This window comes from Paenibacillus turpanensis (assembly GCF_011421635.1).
Classification (GTDB): Bacteria; Bacillota; Bacilli; order Paenibacillales; family YIM-B00363; genus Paenibacillus_AK; species Paenibacillus_AK turpanensis.
On sequence record NZ_WTLI01000009.1, the window covers coordinates 39,969 to 63,874 of the forward strand.

Below are 23,906 nucleotides of genomic sequence, written 5' to 3' on the forward strand. Positions count from 1 at the left end.
GAGGAGAATAATACAAGTAATTTGGATAAGCTCGGCCAAATGAACGCGGCAGACGCCGGATAATCCAAAAAATTTGTATTGTTTGTTCGGGAATGAGCGGAAACGGCCCTATGCGAGGTGGACAATACAAGTAATTTGTATAAGTTTGGCCAAATGAGCGCGGCAGGCGTCGGATAATCCAACTAATTTGTATTGTTCGCTCAGTCATAGATAGCAGCATCATTTGGCTAAGTTGTTCAACCACAATAAGAGCGGCATTCTTGAACCTCATTCATTAAGGTGCGAGAATGCCGCTCTTCGTTGATCAATTGGAGATTATGCGATGAGCTGCTGACTACTTATTCTCTTCTTCTTTCTTTTCTTCTCCGCCGCCTTGACCACCTTGCCCGCCTTGGCCGCCCTGATCTCCGCCACCTTGACCGCCTTGGTCACCGCCGCCTTGACCACCTTGACCACCACCTTGTTCTTGACCTTGCCCGCCGCCCTGCTGCGCTTGATCTTGATTCATGTTGCATGCTGTAAGCGCGAGCAGAAGCGAAGCTGTAATGACTAATACTGATAGCTTTTTCATGACATAACCCTCTTTTCACGTAAATTATTGGGATTTCATGCAGTATTATTCCAATCCAATGGACGGTTATTCGCAAAAGATGCAAGACAGGGTCATTTTACGCTAGAACGCTCTATGTTCCTCAGGCAAAGCCGATACAGCATACAAAAAAATGGACAATCAACCCCGTGACGGTACAAATTATGTCAGGGTACGCAGCCGATCTTTATCAAATCGGTTCCCCCTCCTTCTTCACCTCGCTTTATCGCATTTTCAAGGTACAATGTAAGACATAGATAGCGTATCGCTACAAAACTCCGGTTTGCTATCCCGTTGGTGGATAGTATACCTACTACGAAACGAAGCATGGGGCAGCGGAGCCAGAGTTTGTAGTGGCCAGATTGTTTTCTTCATTCATCCAATAGGGGGAGACTAATGAGCACCTTTTTTACACGTTGGTATGATCGGTTCATGGGACCTTTAGAAAGGGGGAGCTTCCAGCATATTCGACAGCGTCTTCTTCAGGCTGCAAAGGGAAAAGTGCTAGAGGTAGGCTCGGGAACCGGCGTCAATTTTGAATGGTACAGCAGGGTGACGGTTGAGGAGGTCACTGCAATTGAACCTGTTGACGCGATGCGCGAACAATCTCTCCAACGTGCGGCGAAGGCTCCGGTCACGATCCATCTATATAATGCAGGGGCGGAGTATCTGCCCTTTCCTGATGAAAGCTTCGACACGGTTGTCGCGACGCTGGTCATGTGCACGATCCCTGATCCTGTTCAAGCAATGCAGGAAATGTATAGAGTATGCAAGCCGGGCGGACGTTTTCTCATGTTCGAGCATGTGCAGCACGAGCATCGATGGCTTCGCTTTCTGCAAGATGCTCTAACTCCGATGTGGAAACGATGGTGCGACGGCTGCCATCTGAATCGAGATAGTATCGGCCTATTAGGTAAAGGGGGCTTTACGATCGTGCGGGAGGAGAGGCTTCTTGGCAGCCTGTTTGTCGTGGTCGAAGCAGTAAAAGAGAGATGAAGAGTAAGATTCAGGTATAAAAAAATACCATTCAGGAAAAATATGGACAACCAAGAAAGGGGGGATTCGTGATGACAAAAACGCAGGAAGAGCAATTAATTCAACTGAATGAAAAAATGAGCTCCGTAATGAATGATTGGACCGCGTATTGGCAAACGTATTCTTCGATTGATACATGGCCGTTTTGGGTCAGCGCGTTAATTTTCGTACTTCCATTGGTTGTCTTTTATTTTGCCATCGATAAATCAAAAGTATTTCAAGTCGGTTTTTTCGGATTTACGGCTCATGTGATTGCAGTGTACGTCGATCTGTACGCCGTATTTCACCGAATGTGGATGTATCCGTACAAGGTTTACTCCTTTCCGCCTGCCAGCTTCGGTGTCGATGCGGCGCTTATTCCGGTAGCTTACGCACTATTGTACCAGTGGACGCTAAATCATCGGAAAAATTACTATCTCTACTCGACACTCCTAGCGGGATTATTTTCGTTTGTCATCAAGCCTCTCATGTCGTATTTTGACCTGTTCCGGCTGCTTGAAACGAATTATTTTACGTTGTTTCTGTTATATCTCTTCGGAGGCTTTGGAGCAAAGTGGCTTTCCGATTTATTTACATATGCACATAACCAATCGGTCAAAAAGCCGGCGAATCCGTAGATTCGTCGTTTTTTTATGAGAATCGCACTGCCCTTGTGATGTAAAGCATGACACCACTCCTACTATTGGATATAATTTACAACAAGTGAAGGGTGAGGGGAGCGGTTGGTTTTGGCGGAAATTGTTGCGTTGAATGCGAATCGAATTGCGGATCATCATATTTGCTGCGCAATGTCGGATAAAAAGTCTGTGAACGGGGTGCAGCTAAAAAAAGAATGGCTGAGCTGCCGCTTTGAAGAAGGGCTGCAGTTTCAAAAGCTTGATGTGAAGGGAAAAGTATTTATCGAGTACGTGCCTGCTGAATACGCCTGGGCTCCTGTAGATGCCCCCGGATACATGATGATCAATTGTTTTTGGGTGTCCGGAAGCTTTAAGGGGAAGGGCTATGGGGCGGCTCTATTGGACCAATGTATGGAAAATGCGAAGGAAAAGCACGGACTCGTCATCTTAACCAGTGCGAAGAAGAAGCCCTATCTTTCGGACAAAGCGTATCTAGTGAAGCATGGATTTGAGGTGTGCGATACGGCGCCGCCTTATTTTGAATTGATGGTCAAACGGTTCAACTCCAGCGCTCCGGATCCTGTATTTCGGGCAAGCGCGAAGCAAGGAATTCCCGGAGGAAAAGAAGGTCTGGTTGTCTATTACACGAATCAGTGTCCGTTTACCGATTATTACGCCAACGACGAATTGGAGGAGATCGGGCAGGAGCTTGGGGTTCCCGTGGAACGGGTCAGACTTACAAGCAGGGAAGAGGCCCAAAATGCTCCGTCGGCCTGGGCAACCTACAGCGCCTTTTATAACGGAAAATTTCTTACGCATGAAATTTTAAATAAGAAAAAGGCAGCCACACTGTTGCAGAGGGGCTAGCCAGGTTAAAAGGCCTCCACCGCTAATTCAGCCAGTATGAGCAGTTCAAAATGCCGGACAAGCCCGGTATGGTTGAGCTGCTTTTTTATGCGCTCATTCGAGTGAGTTCGATCAATCAAAATAATCCAATGCGCTGCAAAAATGTAGTATTGCCGAAGCTCCGTGTAAGCAAGATTGTTTCATTGTTGATAAGTAAGCGGTTTTTTATAATCAAACGCACGAGGAGGTGGTTTTTTCGTTTGTTATCGTGGAATCGCTTTCAGTATGAATAGGAAAAAGGAGGCGTAAGTGTGAAGCGACTGTACCGTAAAGCATGTCTGCAGGTTGTCATCGGTGCTCTTTTACTTTCAGGAGCTGCCGTAACGGGTCCGGCTGTGCCTGAAACAGCGGCTAAGGGATCCAAGGAGTATCACTATGATTTTGGCAGCGGGCGTGTGGAAAAGGGTTACACCAAGGTTAAGGATAACACTGCATACACAAAAGGCAGAGGTTACGGGTTTGCGGACGTTTCAAAGGTCAAAGCCGAAGACCGGGATACGTCCGACGAGCTGCGAAGCGATTTTGTAACCATGAACGGTACTTCCTTTATCGTCGACGTCCCCAATGGCGATTACAGCGTAACGGTCATTGCGGGTGACGAAGAGGCTGCTCTAGCGATGGATATTTATGCTGAGGGGCATAAGGAGGCACTTGGGCTGACCGCTTCTGCCGGACAATATGCGGAGGTTACGTTCGCGGTCGCTGTCATAGACGGAAGGCTCGATTTGGAGCTGCAGGGGACAGACCCGCGACTCAATGCATTAACCTTGGAAAGGCTGCCGGAACGCACAGCGGGAGATAAGCCGAATGTTTATCTCGCTGGAGATTCGACGGTGATGTCGTACCCTTCGCGTTATTATCCGATGGCCGGTTGGGGACAGCGGATCGCGGAGTATTTTACCGATGGCGTAACCTTTACCAATAAAGCGATCGGCGGCCGCAGCTCCAAAAGCTTCGTAATGGACGGCAGGCTGGATACGATCTTGACAGAAATTCGCCCGGGCGACTATTTGTTCGTTCAGTTCGGACATAATGACGCTTCCAGTGTCCCGGAACGACATACGGAACCTTTTACAACATACAAAGAATACTTAACGATGTATATTGACGGAGCGCGGCAGCGTAACGCTGAGCCGGTGCTGGTCACGCCGGTCGGGCGAAGAAGCTGGGATGAAAACGGCCGATTTAAAAATGACTTTCCCGATTATTGGCTGGCGATGAAGCAGGTGGCAGAGGAAAAGCAGGTTCCGCTGCTCGATTTGAATTCAAGAAGTATTGCATTCTATGACACGGTAGGTATGGAAGAGACGAAGGCGTTGTTTTTCTGGCTGGAGCCGGGAGCTTATCCGAATTGGCCGGACGGCACACAGGACAACACTCATTTTCAGGAAGCGGGGGCTTTAGCAATCGCGAAGCTGGTCAGCGAAGGCATTCGCGATTTGGAGCTGCCGATCAAGGCGTACTTAAAATAATGGTTCGCCAAGTAAGGAGGCCGTGTTCATGAAAAAGCTCAATTATTTAAAGGTGTTTCTTCTTTTGGCCATGATATTGACGTTATTAGGAGATTATACTGCGCTGCCCGTTCATGCCGAGCCGAGCAAATACAAGTTTGATTTTGGCGATGGTGCTGTGGAAAAAGGCTATAAGGGCGTATCTGCCACTGACAAATACGACGCGAAGAAGCGTTATGGCTTTAATACCCCGGAAAATATGCTGAATGTACCCGCCTCGGGAGAAGGAGCATTACGTGATGCGGTTAGGTTTGTTACATTTGGAACGAAAAGCGACAACACGTTTAATGTGGATCTCCCAAATGGGCTATATGAGGTAAAGGTCACCCTGGGTGACACGATGAGAGCCAGCGTTGCAGCCGAGGGTGTGTTCCAGGTCATCAATATGACCGGCAACAACGCAACGGCCTCCTTCCAAATTCCGATCACAGACGGACAGCTGAATTTACTTGTTACCGAAGGCAAGCCGGGAACGCCGTATACGTTAAGCGCTCTCGAGATTGATAAGCTTTCCCGCCATCCGGTGATGAACCGGACCATTTGGATCGGCGGCGATTCGACGGTATGCAATTATTATCCTCTTGATCGCAGCGTTCAAGCTGGTTGGGGACAATTGCTGCCTAACTTCGTAAACGAAAAGACCTTTGAAGTACGCAACATGGCCTCAGGCGGGCAGATTGCAAGAGGCTTCCGCAACGATGGACAGCTGGAAGCGATTTTGAAGTATATTAAGCCGGGCGATTACTTCCTGCTGGAAATGGGCATTAACGATACGAACCCGAAAAATACGACGACGGAAGAAGAGTTTAAAGAAATTATGCGCGACATGGTTCGCCAGGTGAAGGCCAAAGGAGCGACGGTGGTTCTCGTTACACCGCAGGGGAGAGCCTCTCACTTTACTGCGGATGGCATTCATTCGTCCGTGGACCGCTGGTATCGGCATTCTACAGTTGCGTTAGCTGAAGAAGAAAATGTTTCGCTGGTCGATTTGAATGTGCTTAGCTCGGCGTACTTCACATCCATTGGGCCGGAGGCTACCCTTGCTCTTTACATGCAGGGCGATACGCTGCATCCGAACCGGGCCGGAGCGACGGAGCTTGCCCGGATCGTGGTGGAGGAGCTGGCACGCCAAGGTATGGACGGTTTTGTGCCGGAGTCGAAGCCCCGCCGCTGAAACAGATGAACCGCTTTTGATAGAGGAAGACTCTCCTCCAGAGTGCCACCAGCTGGGAGGAGAGTCTTTCCTTGTTTCTACGTTGAAATTATACATATGTAGTAGCTGTGGATAATTTCCGTTTCCTTATGATTGACGCTGTAGAATGAGGCTATCTATAATGAAAACATGACAATGACAATTTTATCCACGAAACTATATATTCCAACTCCTCGCGCAAACGTTATCAATCGTCAACGTCTCTTTGATCGATTGAACGAAGGGAAGAGTCGCAAGGTAATTCTCGTCTGTGCACCGGCGGGGAGCGGAAAAACGACGCTAGTCAGCTGTTGGCTTCGAAATCGTACTGAGCATGCTGCTTGGGTATCGTTGGATGAGAGCGACGACGATCCCGCACGCTTTTTGCTGTATCTCATTGCGGCCATACGCACCATTGCGCCTAGTGTTGGCGATCGCTTACTAAAGCTTTTACAAACGCCGCAGCCTCCTCCGCCGGAGCTGATTATTTCCAATCTCCTTAATGAAATCACAGGCATTTCATCCCCATTCTTTCTTGTCCTTGATGACTATCAATTCATTGCTTCAAACTCCCTCATTAACGATGCAATGAAGCTGTTGATTGAACATATGCCGGAACAGCTGCAGCTTGTCCTTATTACCCGTGAGGAGCCGCGGCTGCCGACCGCTAAGCTGCGTGCCCGGAACCAACTAACGGACATTCGTGCTGCCGATTTATCTTTTACTGTGGTAGAAACCTCACATTATTTGAAGAGAAGCATGGAGTTAACGTTGTCCGAGGAACATATTTCTTATTTGCAGCAACTTACGGAAGGCTGGATTTCCGGTCTACAGCTTGCCGCACTTACCTTGAGGGGACAGAAGGAGCCCGGACTTGCGGTGCAAGCTTTTACCGGAAGCCATCCCTTTGTATTGGATTACTTGGCAGAAGAGGTGCTCCAGCGGCTTCCGGACTTGATTCAGCAATTTTTGCTTTATACCAGTATTCTTGATCGCTTTTGCAGCTCGTTATGCGATGCTTTGCTGCGGTCGGAGGACAGCAGGTCAGCTGGCGGTGCCGCATACGCTAACGCGAATTCACAAGAAACGTTAACCTATCTTGAGCGGTCGAATTTGTTTCTCGTATCGTTAGATAATGAACGCTGCTGGTACCGGTATCATCATTTGTTTTCGGATTTGCTGCGGAAGCGGCTGCGTCAAAGCAGTGCCTTTTTACATGCTGATGGCGAACGATTGGTGGTTGATTTGCATCTCCGCGCCAGCGAATGGTTCGAGCAGCATGGCCTGGAAATGGAGGCCTTTCAGCATGCGATTGCTGCCAAGGATACGAACCGTGCAGCACGACTGGTGGAGGGAAACGGAATGCCATTGCTTTTTCGCGGAGCGGCCGCACCGGTACTCGAGTGGCTGAAAGCTTTGCCTAAGAAGGAACTGGATGCAAGACCCTCTCTGCGGCTATTGTACGCCTCCGGACAATTAATGAGAGGGGAGATATCCAATTTAGAAGCAGGGCTGCAGGCTGCAGAAACTGTTCTGGAAGGCTGTGAAATGGATGAGCGGACCCGGGATTTGCTCGGTCATGCCGCTGCAATCCGGGCTGCGCTTGCGGTCAGCAGACATCAAGCGGAAGTGATCATCGCTGAATCGCAGCGTGCTTTAGAATTGCTGAGACCGAACAATTTGGCGGTGCGTGTATCGACAATTTGGGCGCAAGGTTACGCTTATCAGCTTCAAGGAGAGCGTGATCGGGCAGGTAGGGCCTATAGCGAAGCCTTAGCCTTAAGTCAACAGCTTGGCCACACCGTGATCGAGATGATGGCAATGCTGGGCATCGGTTACATTCAGGAAGCGGGGAATCAGCTTTACCAAGCGGCTGAGACGTATCGGCGACTAAGCTTGTTGGCTGGCGATTCGCCGCTTCCGGCCTCCTGCGAAGCTTATCTGGGCTTGGCGCGTGTGACCTATGAGTGGAATGATCTGCCTTCTGCGGAGCAGCATGGGCAGCGTGCCGTACTTCTCGCAAAGCAGCTGGGTCAAATGGATCAAGCCGCTGCAGCCCTGCTGTTTCTTGCGAGGTTGAAACTAGCCACGAAAGAGACGGATGATGCGGCAGTTATTCTTGCAGAGGCAGACGATTTAGCGCGTCAACTAAATCATGTAATTCAGCTGCGGCATATCGCAGAGGTGCGTGTGTCGATACTGCTGCAGCAAAGAAACGTGGCGGCAGCCGCACATTTGGCCCGTGAGCATCATTTGCTTTGCAGCCAGGCTCGTGTATGGCTTGCACATGGCGACCCCGACGCCGCTTTAGCGCTGTTGGAGCCCCTGCTAGAGCAGGCGGAAGCCAAGCGCTTGGAGGATGAACGGCTCAAGGTTATGGTGATTCAAGCTGCGGCATTAGAGATGCATGGGCAATTCGAAGCGGCATTGGAACAGCTGTCTTATGCGCTGGCGTTGGGGGAGTCCGGCGGAATGCTGCGGGTATTTCTCGATGAGGGAATGCCAATATGGTATTTGCTGCAGAGGGCGACCACCAAAGGGATTATGCCCGAGTATACCGGCAGGCTGCTTACTGCTTTTAAAGGTGAGAATGGGGTCGGAGAGCGGAGCAAGCATGAACGGGATGAGGTCCCATGGCATGTTTCCGCACACTTGATCGAGCCCTTGAGTGATCGTGAGCTGGAGGTGCTTCGTCTGATTGCAGCGGGTTTATCTAATCGCGAAATCGGCGAACGGCTATTTCTCGCATTAAGCACGGTAAAGGGCTATAACCAGATCATTTTTAATAAGCTGCAGGTTAGCCGTCGTACCGAAGCGGTTGCGCGTGCCCGTTCGTTAGGCTTGATATAGGTTCTTTCCTAACCACCCTACTTAAGTATCTATATTTATCATTGAGGCTAGAGGTATAATGGTCGCAAAAATGCGGTCAGGGAGGTCACTCATGAAAGCAATCCTTTGCACAAAGTACGGTTCGTCCGATGTTTTGAAGCTCGCAGAGATCAACAAGCCCATTCCCAAGTCTAACGAAATTCTCGTTAAAGTGCATGCTTCAACGGTGGCATCTGGGGATATCCGCGTACGGAGCTTCAACAGTCCGTTGCTGTTTTGGCTCCCGATGCGCCTCGTCTTAGGGATTACAAAACCGCGAAACCCGGTGCTGGGAGTAGAGCTGGCTGGAGAAGTCGAGGCGGTAGGGACCCGTGTGACGCGATTTAAGCCTGGCGATGCTATCTTTGCGTTAACGGGATTGCGGTTTGGCGCTCATGCTGAGTACGCATGCCTTCCCGAGAACGGGGTGATAGCCCATAAACCGGCGAATGCAGCTTTTGATGAAGCTGCCGCCGTTCCGATGAGCGGAACCTCGGCGTTGTACTTTCTTCGAAAAGGCAATATCAGCCGAGGGCAAAAGGTTCTTATCTACGGGGCCTCCGGGGCGGTGGGAACGGCCGCGGTGCAGCTGGCCAAGTTTTTTGGAGCACAGGTAACAGGAGTATGCAGCTCGGCAAATGTACAGCTGGTGAAGTCAATAGGCGCAGACCAAGTCATCGATTACACCAAAGAGGATTTTGCACAAAGCAAGGAGCGTTTCGATCTTATTTTTGATGCGGTTGGGAAAACCTCGAAATCACACTGCGATAAGGTGTTAACCCCAAAGGGACGCTTTGTAACGGTTGACGGTCAGGGGATCGCGAAAGAGCGCACAGAGGATTTGCTCTTTCTTAAGGAGCTAATAGAGAAAGGCAAGTTTTCTCCGGTGATCGATCGGCGTTATCCTTTGGAGGAGGTTCCCGACGCGCACCGATATGTGGAAAAGGGGCATAAGAAAGGGAATGTTGTGATTGCGATGATTAGGTAGGTTCGATTCAAAACTTTCTTAGATTAGGTTGGTGTCTATACGGTACAAGTTCACTATACATATGCTGACATCAGACCTAGTGAAGGAGGGATTTGGAGATGAGTTGTGTCGGCGCAGTTCCATACACTTCCACTGCAGCTATCTTGGTTCTTTACATTTTGCTCGTAATTATTCTTTCTGCCGGTTTCTTTGTATAGTGTACAGCATATTAAACAAGAGCCGGGTTGCCTGGTTCTTGTTTCATTTTTAACAACCTGCGATTAAGGTGCGATGGTAATGAATAACTCATTAGGATAACCTCGCTTCTTTTAGATTCGATTCAAATGCACTCGTCCATAGAATGGTGCAAAATGGCAAAAACCAAATGGGTGAGAGTCTATACATGAATCATTCATGACACATAACCTATAGTAGAAATAACAAAGGAGGGATCGACGATGGGTGCAGCGGTAAAAGGCTTTACTTCCACGGCTGAAATCTTGGTTCTTTATATTTTGCTGGTCGTTATTCTTTCGGTTGGTTTCTTCGTTTAATTCATATGACCAAAAAGGAACAGTGGCCTCCCTTGGGCTCCTGTTCCTTTTTATCCTACATAGGTTTTATTTTCTTCCCACCACAGTGATATATCCGATGGAATCACCATGCTGCTCCATGATCGAGTTGTATTTGTTGGATGTTTCCCAAATCGCCGGATTCAAAAAAATACCGTTGTCCATTTGCTGATGCAGGTCAGGAAACTCGGTTTGATCACCGAAAGGATGGGGGAATGCGTGAGGACCGTCAATATGGAAATGTTGAAATGCGGATGTATTGAGCAGTGTCAGCCAATCGTTGGTGTCCATAAGCTGCGGTATTTGAAAATACCTTGTGATTTCTTCATGAACCTCCGGGGGCATTGGCGCCCGACTTACCATCTCTTTATCGTACAAGGTTCCGCCTGGACGCAGTACTCGGAAGTATTCCGAAAGCGCTTTGGCGGTATCTGTAAAAATCGATACGGATTCAACCATGACGATATCAAAGGAATCGGCCGGAAATGGCAGCGCGCAGGCGTCACCTTGTAGAAACTCTACGTTAGCCTGCTCCTTTTCAGCGCGTACTTTCGCTTTCGCGATCATATCCAGGCGAATATCTAGACCTGTCACAGAATGCCCTTGAGAGGCGATATAGCAGGACGTTCTCCCGGTACCGCAGCCTACCTCGAGAACGTTAGCGTTGGCTGGAAGGGGATACTGCTTTAGCTGCTGCAGCGTTGCCGCAAACCCTCCCGGATGAGCATTGCCAATACCCAGCTTAGAGATCATATCCAAATATTCCATGAGCTCGATGTTCCTTTCAAGTAGAAGATACTCCCATCATATGAAAGGAAATGATGATTGCCCCCACCCATCTCCGGAAAAAACGAATCACTTGGGAGACCTGTCCCTCCTATAAAATGAAGTATAATTACGTTTGGTGCATTGATATGTTGGAGCTCAGGATCAGGTTAGCGAGCTGGGTTCGATTTTGCAGTCCGGTTTTCGTCAACATGGATTGGACATGTTTTTTAACCGCTGCTTCACTGATATAGAGAGCAGCTGCTATTTTCGCGTTACTATCTCCTGTAATAAGCAGCTTTGCAACTTCCAGCTCTCGAGGGGTAAAGCCGAAATTCACTCCGATCTCACGATGAGGTATTTCATCTGAGTTTCCGTCGGTGTATTGGATCACTTGCTTGATAAAGCCGGCCAGCTTCTGGCCGCGGGTATCCAAAACATAATATGGAGCCGGTGTTGTTCCATCGTAATAAAAATGAACCACATCAGAAAGGCATTCGAAGCCAAGGCTGCGATATGCGAGTGTGCAATAATCGAGCGGAGGCGGGGAGGTGACAATCACCTTACCCGACAGTATTTGTTCGAAAAGCACACGTACAATGTCCGAGCGAAGATCGTCTCTTTCTAAATTTTCTACGTCCGTGGTAAAGAGAAAGGTGCCGATAGAGCGCTGCGGCTCAACCCAGTATTCATTTTGCTGCTTCGCAGGCAATTGATGAAAATATGCTGCCGACAGAGGAGCTTGAAGCAAGTAATGCATTGAATACTTATGGATGGGCAGAGCTGCATGCAGGCCAACCATTTTGCCGGAAGGATCACGCAGCAAGCGGAGCTCGGCCCCTAAATCCAGCAGCGGTTTAACTTCGATTCCGGCCAGCCGGTACAAGCTTTGCTTGGGACTTAGCGTATATCGGAACATTTCCCCGGTTACCGGGTCGGAGCATAACATTTTGATATATTTGCTTTGATTTTTACGCTGCGCGATGTAATCGTTAACCTCGGTAAGATGCTCATGTGTCATCTTTTCCCAAGAGTTGACTGAAGGTTTGGACAAGCGAAAATGTGCTCGTAAAACCGAATTATTCGTAAGAGGCATCACCTCAGAAATGTGCCAAGCCGTATGTTCTCTGTTGGTAATGCATTGTTTTATATTCAAATAATAATGCTCAATAAGCGCTTGACGGTACTGTTCAAAGGTATCGGGCATCCGCTCTTGAAACATGCTGCGTATGCATTCGCGCACGAGGTCGTGCAAATGCCAGCCTCTAGCTGTTCGCATCACAAAAGAGAGTCGGATGAGTTGTTCGAAGAGGGAATAGGGAAGCTCTTTTCCGAGCAATGAGCTTAATAATTCTTGTTGGAAGGTTCGCGGCACCGAAGCGGCCATAACAAGCTGGCGAAGCTCATCGTGGTCGGTTTCTTGAAGCCATTGGTGAATGATACTATGCAGCCCGCCTTGTACCTCATCAAAATCTAGTATTCCCTTCATGGCACAGGGCAGCAGCATCGACAGGGAGAGAGGATGACCGAGCGTTTTCATCCACACCGTGTCCACGATAGTCTCGTCCCGAATGCCATGAATGTTCAAGTACGCCGCGGTATCCTCGTAAGTAAGCTCCGTGACAGGTAAAGAAACGATTAGCCTTTGCAGTGCTGTGGAATGTTTCCAGGGGCCTTCCAATGGGTAGCGTCCTGAGATAATAATCAACACCCCGATAGAGAGCCTAGGCAGCCATTGCTCTCGAAGCCACGAATCAATCGTTCCCGCTTCTTCATACTGGTCCAATAGGAAAACAACGATTTGCCTCGCTGCTTTTTCATTGATCAAGTTTATACATTGCTCTTCAGTCAGCGCCTCCGTCATTCTTAAGGATGGCTCTATTTGTGCGGTTAACTGCCGGCAAAACGAAAGAGGATTGTTACCATAGTCACGCAGGTTTACAGCCGCATGTATGAAACCATGCCGTTGCACCGCCTTCCGGAATTGACCGAGTAACTGGCTTTTGCCCATCCCCCCTGTACCGTGAATATTTATAATCCGTTCTCGTTTGCTTTGCAGGTTTAGGAGGTACTGTTCAAATAACTGCAGCTCGAAGGCTCGACCAACAAAGCCGGCATCCTGCCAATCCTCGATTTGTTCCCCTATCGTTTGAAAGCTAGTTTTATCATTAGAAATGTTCATCGGAACCGTCTCCAGTTCTTGATTTATAGCTAATAGTATACTACGAATGCTACCTTTGGGTAATTCTTCCTTCCGTTTGCGGGTGGTATTTTTAGACGTATAGCCAAGAAACGGAGGGTACAGATATGACGTTGAAACCGATTGAGTTCGATCCGTTCAACCCGGTTGATCGGGAGCTGCTGAAAAAGAGGGAGCGCATCAGCGGGTCCGATATTTTACTGCGTATGCTGCTATTAGAAGGAGTGGATTGTGTTTTTGGCTACCCCGGAGGGGCGGTCCTGTTTATTTATGATGCCATGTATGGAAACGAGTCTTTTCGGCATTTGCTGACGCGTCATGAGCAAGGAGCCATTCATGCTGCAGACGGATATGCGCGGGCAACCGGGAAAACCGGAGTGTGCCTAGCTACCTCAGGACCGGGGGCGACAAATTTGGTTACCGGCATCGCAACCGCCTATATGGATTCCATTCCGCTTGTGATTGTAACCGGAAACGTGGCAACCTCACTGATTGGAACCGATGCCTTTCAAGAAGCGGATATTGTAGGGATCACCCAGCCGATCACAAAGCACAGCTTTTTTGTACAGCGCGTCGAGGATTTGGCGGTCACGATCCGGAAGGCATTTTTCATTGCCGGTACGGGAAGAAAAGGGCCGGTGCTCATCGATATCCCTAAAGATGTTTCGGCAGCCGTTACGGAATTCATTTATCCGGAAATGTTTGAAATAAAGGGATATCGGCCGAATGAGGCGTTAGACATGAAGGCAATCGATCTGCTCGTAGAGGAGGTGCTGGCGGCAAGCAAACCGTTGATCCTAGCCGGCGGCGGATTGATTCAAGCTGACGCTTCACCAGCATTAACAGAATTTGCGCAGCGGAATCGAATTCCCGTTACAACAACGTTGATGGGTTTGGGCGTTTTTCCGTCTAGCGATGAGCTTTGGCTCGGAATGCCGGGCATGCATGGCACCTACGCCGCGAATCAGGCGCTGCTGCAGTGTGACCTGCTGATTGCTGTGGGTGCACGTTTCGATGACCGGGTGACGATGAGGCTCGACGGCTTTGCGCCCCAAAGCAAAATTGTTCATATCGATATCGATGCGGCAGAAATTGCCAAGCTGGTGCCGACAGCTCTTGGAATAACGGGGGATGCCAAGGTCATCCTGGAGGAATTAAATCGGCGACTGTGCACCCCTTTGCTGGAAAGGCCTTGGAATGAGCAGGTCCGAGGCTGGAAGCGGGAGAAGCCGCTGCGATATACAGACAACGGGTCGGAGCTCAAGCCGCAATTCGTTATGGAATTGTTATCGCGAACAACGAATGGCAAGGCGATCATTACGACCGATGTCGGGCAGCATCAGATGTGGGCCGCGCAATTTTACAAATACAATCATCCCCGTTCTTTTATTACCTCCGGCGGATTGGGTACGATGGGCTTTGGCCTGCCGTCGGCAATCGGCGCACAAATTGGGCGGCCGGATCAGCTTGTCATCTCTATTAACGGAGACGGCGGCGTGCAGATGTGCATTCAAGAGCTGGCCATATGCGCGATCAACCAAATCCCAGTTAAAATTGTGGTGATTAACAATCAAACGCTTGGGATGATCCGGCAGTGGCAGGAAGTTATTTACAGTGGGAGGTTCACTCATATTGATCTATCCGGAAGCCCGGATTTTGTAAAGCTGGCGGAAGCATATGGTGTGAAAGGCTTGCGTGCTGCCAGCAAAGTAGAGGCCGAACAGGTTTGGGAAGCAGCTCTAAATACTCCGGGGCCCGTATTGATCGACTTTATCGTGCCGAAAGACGAATTGGTTCTACCGATGATCCCGCACGGAAAGACCTTACATGACATGATTCTGGAGGTTGAGTAGCGATGCGGAAATATACCCTGTCGGTGTTTGTGAACGACCATCCGGGTGTCATGCAGCGCATTTGCGGCTTGTTCAGCCGAAGAGGCTATAATCTTGAGAGCATAACCGTGGGGGCATCGGAGGAAGCAGGAAAGTCGCGAATGACGATTGTTGTAAAAGGTCACTGTGCCGAGCTGGAGCAGATGATGAAGCAGCTAACCAAGTTAATCGATGTGATCCACGTAGAGTGTTTAAATGAAAAGGCTTTTCTATCTAGAGAACTCATGCTGGTGAAATGTGCGGTTGCCCCAGAGAAGCGCCATGAATTAATGAGTCTCGTCGAGACGTTTCGTTATTCGATCATTGATATTGGTCCGCACTCTATTATGATTCAAGTGGTGGGAGAGGTCGAGAAGAATGATGCCTTTCTTCGAGTCATTCACTCATACAATCTAAAGGAGATTACACGAACCGGTGAAACGGCGATGATCCGCAGCTGCCTGGAAGCAAGCGTGTAAAAAGCTGCACACCCTTTAGGAGCTCTATGGTATGCTGGGAAGGAATAAGGATATCATCGAGGCTTAGTAGAATGTGCGGAAAGCGGGAAATGGCCATCATGTACACAAAAGACAGTTTAATGCGGGATCTTATGAACATGGGGATTGATCGACATGGAACTCTGCTCGTTCATTCTTCATTTAAAAGTATCGGTGTGGTCGAGGGAGGACCGCACACAGTGTTAGATGCCCTCTCTGAATATATGTCGGAAGGTTTACTTGTGCTCCCTACCCATACTTGGTCAACGATTAATAGTGAAAACCCGAAATTTTACGTTCAGGACTCGCCGACCTGTGTTGGAGTGCTCACCGAATTATTTCGTAAACGGCCTGGTGTCATCCGCTCACTCCATCCAACCCATTCTGTCGCAGCTCTCGGAAGGGATGCGGAGGAATTCGTCTCTGGAGATGAAAAGAGCGAGACCCCCTGCGGCTATCAAACAACGTGGCATAAGCTGCTGCAAAGAAACGCCACGATCATGCTCATAGGAGTCGATTTGCGCCGAAATACATTTATTCATGGGGTAGAAGAGTGGGCAGGAATACCGGGCAGGCTTACCGATCATTACGAGAAGCTGTTTACGGTATTGCCTGACGGCACAGAAATCGAGGTTCCCTCGCGCAGGCATTGTGGAGAAAGCTGGTCCCATTATTACTGGAAAGTAAACGATATTTTTATTAAAGAAGGGGCAATGTATACCGGGCGTTTTGGATTCGCAGAGACGAGAGTCTGTAATACAGAGAAGATGACGGAGATTCTCTTTGAAATGCTTCACAAAAATCCGAATCTATTTTCCAACGGGGATCCATTACCAAGAGGATGAACAACTCATATGGAAAGAACGTGAATCTACATTATGAATATCGAAATTACAAGAATTAAGGAACGCAGTGTTTTGTTTACTCACCATGTCCCTTCGGGTTGGAAGCTGCATGTTCAGCTTATTATGGGGGACCGGTACAATTATTTGATAGATACGGGTTTGGGCTCGTTAAGCATGGCCCCGGTTCTTGAATATTGCAAGAACAATGATAAATCAACGATTATTATTAATACACACTATCATTGGGATCATATTTGGGGTAACCATGTTTTGAAAGACAGAATCATTGTTTCCCACGAGCTGTGCCGGGACATGATTGAAAAGCATTGGGAAGAAATGCTTCAAAAAAACAACCAATATGTATATGGCGATGTAGGGAAGGCCCTCCCTACGCTGACAATTAAGAACGAGTTGTATTTTCCGGATGATCAGATCCGATTACTGCATACTCCAGGGCATACCCTGGATTCTATTAGTGTTCTTGACGAGAAGGATGGGGTTCTGCATGTTGGCGATAACTTTGGTGATTCTGCGGAGTTTTTGCTCCCAAGCCTAGCGTGTGAGAAGGACGTGTACCGGAACACAATTCTAAAGTACATAGAACTGCAAAAGGATTTTGATGCTTTTATATCCGGGCATTATGTTACAAATGACAAGCAGGTCTTTGAAAAGATTTTAGCCTTGCTTTAAGCTGCGGTAAGTAGAGCAGATAGCTTCGATTCGTGGAACAGGGTGATCTTTCCTGCATGAATCGAGGCTTTTTTTATCGTGGGTCGAGCAGCGACTGCAGAAAAAGAGTGCGACGTTTGTAGGAGGCGGCAGTGATCAATAGTTCGTTATAAATATACCATTTGTTACATAAAAAAATTAAGTTAATCGTTTTCTAATCTTTTATTGACATATCTAGACATTTTATGATTACATAAAATTACCAAGGTTACTTCCACTTCATGCCGTGGGATTTCCATTTTTATGAAGGGATGGACCTGGGGTGAGAGCTTTACATCTTTCTTATAAGGGGGGAGGAGAGGGAAACATCGCAGTCTTTTGGAAGCGATTTCAATTCTTGTCTTTGACTAATGAAATACGGAGGGAACGTAATGAAAAAAAGGATGAACAAGGTAATCAGTCTAATATTGTTGTATTCACTGACGCTATCTTTGTTTGTAGGCGGCTTCGTAAATACAACTGTATCTGCTGCCGGTTTTTCTATCTCCAACAGTGGAGGGTGGTTTGAAACAGCCTATGTCGAATGGTCACCTGTAAGTAATGCGGAAGGGTATAACGTTTATGTGAAGCCTGCAAGTGCGTCAGATTCCCAATATAAACAAATCGATACTGAACTCATCCGTAGATACCCTACATATTGGAGAGCTGATGCTGTAGGGCTTGCGGCTGGAAATTATGTAATGAAAGTAGAAGCGATGCTTTCGGGTGGTTCCACCGTAAGTGCGGTTACAAACACGTTGACGGTAGCGGCACATGACCGATCTGGATTTGCTTTTGCAGCAAACTCACAATACGGCACAGGTTCAGGCGCTTATCATGATGACGGTACTCTTAAAGCTGGTGCTCAGGTAATTTATGTGACATCCGAGACAGCACAAACCGTAACTCTTGATGTAAAGGTAAGCAGCTCAGGTTCTGTACAAACCGGTGTGGGTATTGGTGAAATTTTGGCACTGAGACAAAAAGGCTATGATACGACGCCTCTCGCCATCCGATTTATCGGAAAAGTAACAGCTGCTGATATGAGTGGACAACTGAACGGCAGCGGTTATCTTCAAGTAAAAGGTAAAAGTAACTATTCAGAAATGAATATGACGTTTGAAGGAATCGGACAAGACGCGTATGCCTATGGATGGGGGTTGCTGCTTCGTTATGTCGGTAATGTAGAAGTTAGAAACTTAGGTATCGCCCTATTCCCCGACGATGGAATTTCCCTTGATACAGGTAATGTGAATGTTTGGCTGCATCATAACGATATTTTCTATGGAACGGCTGGAGGAGATGCGGACCAAGCAAAAGGCGATGGTTCAACGGATCTTAAAAAAGGATCTACCTATATTACCATTTCTTACAATCACTATTGGGATGCCGGAAAAGCGTCTCTGGTCGGTTTGAGTGAATCAACGGAATTTTTTGTAACCCTACATCATAACTGGTTTGACCATTCCGACTCCCGTCATCCGCGTATAAGAGTGGCCTCTGTTCATATCTATAATAACTTCTTTGATGGAGTTTCAAAGTATGGGGTTGGGACTACGACAGGAAGCTCAGCCTTTGTCGAAGCCAATTACTTTAGAAATACGAAATATCCAATGCTGAGCTCCTTGCAGGGTACGGATGCATTAGGAGACGGAACGTTCTCCGGTGAAGATGGCGGTATGATTAAAGCATACAATAACATCATTGTTGATGCTGCAAGTCTTATTTATGCAAACTCCAATGCAGGAACAGCTGCAGCTGATGCAAGTTCATTTGATGCATATTTAGCTTCGTCCAGAAATGAAGCCGTTCCAAGCTCATACCAAACAGTAGTAGGTGGAACATCCTATAATAACTTCGATACCCGTATCGATTTGGGCGTCGACGCTGCTGATATTGACAACGTAAGCGATGTTGAACAAATTGTTACGGCAGAAGCTGGACGCTTAAACAAGGGAGATTTTACTTGGGAATTTAATGATTCAGTGGATGATGCATCGTCTAGCCTTAATACAGCACTCATGTCGAAAATAAAAAACTATACGAGTGCCCTTGTTTCTGTTGGGGGGAACTCAACGGAGAACCCAACGGATCCGACGGAGCCGACAGATCCAACAGAGCCAACTGATCCGACAGACCCAACAGACCCAACAAATCCAACGGACCCGACTGATCCGACAGATCCGACAACTGGAGAGTATGTTCATAACTTTACAACAGATGGAAAAGCGAGCGACTTCTTCGCGATTCAAGGGAACCTTTCCACAAGTAAGGGAACGGTGGTCTACAATGGCTTAACATTAACCCAATGCTTGAAAATCGAAAGCTCGACCAAAATTGAGTTTACGACCACAGAAAATGCAACTTTAACATTAGTATTTAATACAGCAGACGGTACAAAAATCAAGATCGATGGAACAAGTTATGCCATGCAGGATGGTGTGGTACGTGTAGACCTTCAGCCGGGCGCACATACCATTACAAAAGATGAAGTTACGAATCTGTATTACATGGAGCTAGAATAATAATACAATTATAATTTGATAAGAGCTGCCAACTGTATTGCGATATTTGCATACAGTTGGCAGCTTTTTTGTCTCTTCACGTTCAAACAGGGAATCGGCTCTATCGAAGAGCTAAATGGTGTTATGCCATTGAGGATATCATGATTTTTTAGTGCAATTAACCAATATAACTAAAAAAATATGAAATTAATACTTGCAGACACCGTTGGATTGGGGTTATTGTCGAATCATTGGGAATTTTATCTAATGAAGGAAGGCGGAAATGACATGGGGAATGATACGATTATACGTTTTGATAAAGTAACGAAAAGGTATGAGGACGTAGTCGTTCTAGATAAGGTGAGCTTCGAGATTGAGAGAGGTAAATTTTACACGCTGCTGGGCCCTTCGGGCTGCGGAAAGACGACGATCCTGCGGCTGATTGCAGGTTTTATGGAGCCGACGGAAGGCAGCATTATGTGGGACGATAAGGTTATCAATCATGTTCCGGCGAATGAGCGGCAGGTTAATACCGTGTTTCAGGATTATGCGCTGTTCCCACATCTGAATGTGTTTGAGAATGTCGCCTTCGGACTAAGGATCAAGAAGCTGAAAAACAACGTGATCAAAGAAAAGGTGCAGGACGCGCTGAAGTTTGTCAACCTCGAAGGGTATGAGGATCGCGAGATTCATGAGATGTCGGGCGGTCAAAGGCAGCGCGTAGCGATAGCGCGGGCGATCGTGAACGAGCCGCGGATTATCCTGTTGGATGAGCCTTTATCGGCACTAGATTTGAAGCTTCGGACCGATATGCAATATGAGCTGAGAGAACTTCAGCGCAGACTTGGCATTACGTTTATTTTCGTCACGCACGACCAAGAAGAGGCGCTCGCGATGTCTGACGAAATTTTCGTTCTCAACAAGGGACGGATTGAGCAAAGCGGTACTCCTACGGACATCTATGATGAGCCGATCAATAGGTTCGTCGCAGACTTTATCGGGGAATCTAATATTGTGAGAGGGCGAATGATACAAGACTATCAGGTCGAATTTGCAGAAAAGGTATTTGAATGCGTTGACGGCGGTTTGCAGCCGAACGAGCCAGTAGAGATTGTCATCCGCCCTGAGGATCTCGAAATCACAATGCCGGATCAGGGCAAGCTGCAGGTGAATGTGGATACGCAGTTGTTCCGCGGAGTCCATTATGAAATTTGCTGCTACGACGATGCAGGAAACGAATGGCTCGTCCATTCGACCAAGAAAGTAACGGTTGGCTCTCGAATCGGACTCGATTTCGAACCGGCAGCGATTCATGTTATGCGGTTTGGTGAGTCGGAGGAGGAGTTCGACAAGCGGCTGGAGGCTTACACGGAAGACGGCGGTGAGCGAGAATGAACAATCAAATTCGGAGTATTTACTACATCCCATATTTATTGTGGATTGTTCTCTTCGTTGTCGCGCCTATGATTCTTATCGTTTATTATTCCTTCCATGACATGGAAGGTGGCCTTAGTCTGGATAATTACAGCAAGTTTTTCACACCTGTCTATTTGGAAATGTCGTTAAGTTCTTTCTTTTATGCAGCTCTAATTACATTTTTCTCCTTGCTCGTAGCGTATCCTGCGGCCTATCTGCTCACCAAGCTCAAGCATAAGGAGCTTTGGCTGCTGCTGATTATCCTGCCTACCTGGATTAACCTTCTGCTGAAGGCATATGCATTTCTGGGCATTATGGGGACATATGGCCCGTTAAACATGCTGCTTGAGGCACTTGGTTTCGGACGGCAGCAGCTGTTGTTTACGGATTTTAGCTTCATTTTTACTGCGGTGTATATTTTCATTCCGTTTATGATTCTGCCTATCTTCAATTCTCTTGAAAAGCTAAATCCTACACTTGTAGACGCGGCGCGTGATCTTGGATCATCCGGTTGGACAACCTTTCGCAAAGTGATCCTCCCCTTAACGCTTTCAGGAGTGAAGACGGGCTGCCAGGCGGTATTCATTCCGTCGTTGTCGCTGTTTATGATTACACGTCTTATTACCGGCAACCGAGTGATTACGCTTGGAACGGCGATTGAGCAGCATTTTCTCGTCACGATGGATTGGGGAATGGGGGCGACCATTGCCGTGTTTCTGATTTTGATCATGGCTGCAGTGATGTTTGCTCTAGGAGATAAGAAAAAGGAGGTGCGTGTGCGCCATGAGCCGTAAATATCAATGGTCTTACTTGTATTTGGTTGCAGTGTTCGCGGTGCTCTACGCACCTATCGCCTACCTTATTTTTTATTCATTTAACAGCGGCGGCAACATGCACACGTTTGAAGGCTTTACGCTGGATTGGTACAAGGAAGTGTTTCAGGATACGAGATTGCTGATCATTGTGCTGAATACGGCGGCAGTAGCGCTGTTGTCCTCTGCAATTTCCACGATTATCGGTATTTTTGGCGCCATGTTCATTCACAATATCCGAAAAACACGGATGCGCAGTACGGTGCTGACGTTAAACAACGTGCTCATTGTGAGTTCGGATGTCGTGATTGGGGCTTCTTTTCTAATCTTGTTCACGATGCTTGGGATAAGTTTGGGCTTCTATTCCGTGCTGCTGTCTCATATCGCCTTCAGCATTCCGATTGCGGTGCTGATGATCCTTCCGAAGCTGCAGGAGATGAGTCCGACGCTTGTAGACGCGGCACGTGATCTTGGCGCCAACCGCATGAATGTGCTGTCCAAGGTTATTCTTCCGATGATTAGGCCGGGGATCTTCAGCGCTTTCTTCATGGGGCTCACGTATTCGCTGGATGATTTTGCCGTAACCTTCTTTGTAACGGGAAGCGGGTTTTCCACTCTGTCAGTTGAAATTTATTCTAGGGCGAAGCAGGGGATTTCTCCTTCGATTAATGCGCTTTCTACACTGATTTTCTTAGTTACCCTTGTTCTGGTGCTGGGGTATTACTATACGCAGCGCCGAAGAACTTTAGCTGCACGGGCCGCAAGAGCGGCACAGGCTGGAGGTGAGTTGGGCCAATGAAGCCTTTAGTTCGCATGTTTGCCATTGTATTTGTGGTGGCTATAGGAATCCTGTATTGGATTCAATATTTGAATACGTCGGAGGGGTACTCAGGCGACAATACACTCACAGTGTACAACTGGGGGGACTACATTGATCCGGAGCTGATTGAGCAATTCGAAGAGCAGTCAGGGATGAAAGTGATCTATCAGACGTTCGACTCGAATGAAGCGATGATGACGAAGATCAAGCAGGGCGGGACCGTGTACGATGTCGCCGTGCCGTCCGAGTATGCGATAGACAAAATGAAACAGGAAGGCTTACTGTACAAGCTTGACCCGTCCAAGCTGCCGAATCTGGGCAACATCAATGAGCGGTTCATGGACTTGCCGTTTGATCCGGGCAACGAGTATTCGGTACCGTATTTCTGGGGGACCGTGGGCATCGTGTATAATCCGGAGCTTTTGGACGGTAAGAAGCTAACCGGCTGGAATGATCTGTGGGATGAGTCCTTACGCAATGAAATTTTGCTGGCGGATGGGGCGCGAGAGGTAATGGGCTTTGCGCTGAACAGTCTCAGCTATTCGCTTAATGATACGAATGATGATCATCTGGTGGAGGCAAAGCAAAAGCTTGAGAAGCTGACACCGAATGTAAAGGCGATCGTCGGCGACGAAATCAAGATGCTGCTTGCTGCCGAGGAGGCGGCAATCGGGGTCGTTTGGTCGGGAGATGCTTCGGAGATCATCAGCGAGAATGAGAAGCTGGATTATGTTGTGCCTTCGGAAGGGACAAACCTGTGGTTCGACAACATGGTCATTCCTAGGACCGCTCGCAACATCGACGGCGCGCATCAGTTTATCAATTTTATGCTCGATGCCGAAGTAGCCGCACAAAATGCCGAGTATGTCGGCTATTCCACGCCGAATGAGGAGGCGCTTGCGATCATGCCGGAGGAGATCACCGAGGACGAGCGCTTTTACCCTTCGGAGGAAATGACGGCAAAGCTTGAGGTTTATGAAAACCTGGGGAAAACGATGCTCGCGAGGTACAATGAGCTGTTCTTGGAATTCAAGATGCATAGAAAGTAAGTGGCGCAGACGTGAAAATGGCCACTAGGTATTGAGTGGCGTCCCAAGAATTATGTTTGTAATAGGTTAACGGAAACACAGCGGCGGAAAAGACTAATCCAAATGGGTTAGTCTTTTTCAGTTGGTGTGACAGCGCTGCCTGAGGCACGCTGGTCGCACACT

The 23,906-nt window shown here is 47.9% G+C and carries 20 protein-coding genes; 17 read left to right on the plus strand and 3 right to left on the minus strand.

What is annotated here, in order from left to right; translation table 11 throughout:
• Positions 1–334: 334 nt before the first annotated feature.
• Positions 335–571 (minus strand): hypothetical protein, encoded by a 237-nt coding sequence (locus GQS10_RS22915; RefSeq protein ID WP_207952215.1) that lies wholly within the window; start codon positions 569–571, stop codon positions 335–337.
• Positions 572–985: 414 nt separating this feature from the next.
• On the opposite strand from GQS10_RS22915, the gene GQS10_RS09845 reads away from it, so the two are divergent.
• The 8 genes from GQS10_RS09845 to GQS10_RS22920 all read left to right on the plus strand — a co-directional run bounded on the left by GQS10_RS09845 (position 986) and on the right by GQS10_RS22920 (position 10,239).
• Positions 986–1,585 carry a class I SAM-dependent methyltransferase gene (locus GQS10_RS09845; protein ID WP_166241542.1) on the plus strand — a complete coding sequence of 200 codons (600 nt, stop codon included), beginning with the start codon at positions 986–988 and terminating at the stop codon, positions 1,583–1,585.
• 71 nt (positions 1,586–1,656) lie between these two features.
• Positions 1,657–2,241, plus strand: coding sequence for a CBO0543 family protein (locus tag GQS10_RS09850; protein WP_166241543.1), 585 nt, complete (start codon positions 1,657–1,659; stop codon positions 2,239–2,241).
• A gap of 171 nt (positions 2,242–2,412) precedes the next feature.
• Positions 2,413–3,108 carry a GNAT family N-acetyltransferase gene (locus GQS10_RS09855; RefSeq protein WP_166241840.1) on the plus strand — a complete coding sequence of 232 codons (696 nt, stop codon included), beginning with the start codon at positions 2,413–2,415 and terminating at the stop codon, positions 3,106–3,108.
• 290 nt (positions 3,109–3,398) lie between these two features.
• Positions 3,399–4,619 (plus strand): GDSL-type esterase/lipase family protein, encoded by a 1,221-nt coding sequence (locus tag GQS10_RS09860; RefSeq protein ID WP_166241545.1) that lies wholly within the window; start codon positions 3,399–3,401, stop codon positions 4,617–4,619.
• Between the two features lie 70 nt (positions 4,620–4,689).
• Positions 4,690–5,832, plus strand: coding sequence for a rhamnogalacturonan acetylesterase (locus tag GQS10_RS09865; RefSeq protein WP_424991783.1), 1,143 nt, complete (start codon positions 4,690–4,692; stop codon positions 5,830–5,832).
• A 252-nt stretch (positions 5,833–6,084) separates the two neighbouring features.
• Positions 6,085–8,700 carry a winged helix-turn-helix domain-containing protein gene (locus GQS10_RS09870; RefSeq protein ID WP_341805040.1) on the plus strand — a complete coding sequence of 872 codons (2,616 nt, stop codon included), beginning with the start codon at positions 6,085–6,087 and terminating at the stop codon, positions 8,698–8,700.
• 91 nt (positions 8,701–8,791) lie between these two features.
• A complete protein-coding gene (locus GQS10_RS09875; protein ID WP_166241551.1) occupies positions 8,792–9,706 on the plus strand; it encodes an NAD(P)-dependent alcohol dehydrogenase in 915 nt (304 codons plus the stop codon).
• Between the two features lie 437 nt (positions 9,707–10,143).
• Complete coding sequence (locus GQS10_RS22920; RefSeq protein WP_207952216.1) at positions 10,144–10,239, plus strand: YjcZ family sporulation protein; 96 nt, start codon at positions 10,144–10,146, stop codon at positions 10,237–10,239.
• Positions 10,240–10,305: 66 nt separating this feature from the next.
• On the opposite strand, the gene GQS10_RS09885 is transcribed toward GQS10_RS22920, so the two are convergent.
• Positions 10,306–11,025, minus strand: coding sequence for a class I SAM-dependent methyltransferase (locus GQS10_RS09885; RefSeq protein WP_166241555.1), 720 nt, complete (start codon positions 11,023–11,025; stop codon positions 10,306–10,308).
• Positions 11,026–11,152: 127 nt separating this feature from the next.
• Entirely contained in the window at positions 11,153–13,204 is a 2,052-nt protein-coding gene (locus tag GQS10_RS09890) for a helix-turn-helix transcriptional regulator (protein ID WP_166241557.1), read from the minus strand.
• A gap of 125 nt (positions 13,205–13,329) precedes the next feature.
• Between GQS10_RS09890 and ilvB the strand changes: the two genes are divergently transcribed.
• The 9 genes from ilvB to GQS10_RS09935 all read left to right on the plus strand — a co-directional run bounded on the left by ilvB (position 13,330) and on the right by GQS10_RS09935 (position 23,744).
• Positions 13,330–15,075, plus strand: coding sequence for a biosynthetic-type acetolactate synthase large subunit (gene ilvB, locus GQS10_RS09895; RefSeq protein WP_166241559.1), 1,746 nt, complete (start codon positions 13,330–13,332; stop codon positions 15,073–15,075).
• Between the two features lie 2 nt (positions 15,076–15,077).
• Positions 15,078–15,572 (plus strand): acetolactate synthase small subunit, encoded by a 495-nt coding sequence (ilvN, locus tag GQS10_RS09900; RefSeq protein ID WP_166241561.1) that lies wholly within the window; start codon positions 15,078–15,080, stop codon positions 15,570–15,572.
• Between the two features lie 98 nt (positions 15,573–15,670).
• Positions 15,671–16,435 (plus strand): AAC(3) family N-acetyltransferase, encoded by a 765-nt coding sequence (locus tag GQS10_RS09905; RefSeq protein WP_166241842.1) that lies wholly within the window; start codon positions 15,671–15,673, stop codon positions 16,433–16,435.
• A 123-nt stretch (positions 16,436–16,558) separates the two neighbouring features.
• On the plus strand, positions 16,559–17,125 hold the full coding sequence (locus tag GQS10_RS09910) for an MBL fold metallo-hydrolase (RefSeq protein WP_279537974.1): 567 nt from the start codon (positions 16,559–16,561) through the stop codon (positions 17,123–17,125).
• Positions 17,126–17,535: 410 nt separating this feature from the next.
• Positions 17,536–19,668, plus strand: coding sequence for a pectate lyase family protein (locus GQS10_RS09915; protein ID WP_166241565.1), 2,133 nt, complete (start codon positions 17,536–17,538; stop codon positions 19,666–19,668).
• Between the two features lie 267 nt (positions 19,669–19,935).
• On the plus strand, positions 19,936–21,042 hold the full coding sequence (locus tag GQS10_RS09920; protein WP_166241844.1) for an ABC transporter ATP-binding protein: 1,107 nt from the start codon (positions 19,936–19,938) through the stop codon (positions 21,040–21,042).
• Positions 21,039–21,857 (plus strand): ABC transporter permease, encoded by an 819-nt coding sequence (locus GQS10_RS09925; RefSeq protein ID WP_166241567.1) that lies wholly within the window; start codon positions 21,039–21,041, stop codon positions 21,855–21,857. Before GQS10_RS09920 ends, GQS10_RS09925 begins: the two co-directional genes overlap by 4 nt.
• The gene (locus tag GQS10_RS09930) at positions 21,847–22,674 is read left to right on the plus strand and encodes an ABC transporter permease (RefSeq protein WP_166241569.1); all 828 of its coding nucleotides are present in this window, start codon (positions 21,847–21,849) and stop codon (positions 22,672–22,674) included. The genes GQS10_RS09925 and GQS10_RS09930 overlap by 11 nt, the downstream gene beginning before the upstream one ends.
• Positions 22,671–23,744 carry an ABC transporter substrate-binding protein gene (locus GQS10_RS09935; RefSeq protein ID WP_166241571.1) on the plus strand — a complete coding sequence of 358 codons (1,074 nt, stop codon included), beginning with the start codon at positions 22,671–22,673 and terminating at the stop codon, positions 23,742–23,744. The genes GQS10_RS09930 and GQS10_RS09935 overlap by 4 nt, the downstream gene beginning before the upstream one ends.
• Positions 23,745–23,906 lie beyond the last annotated feature (162 nt).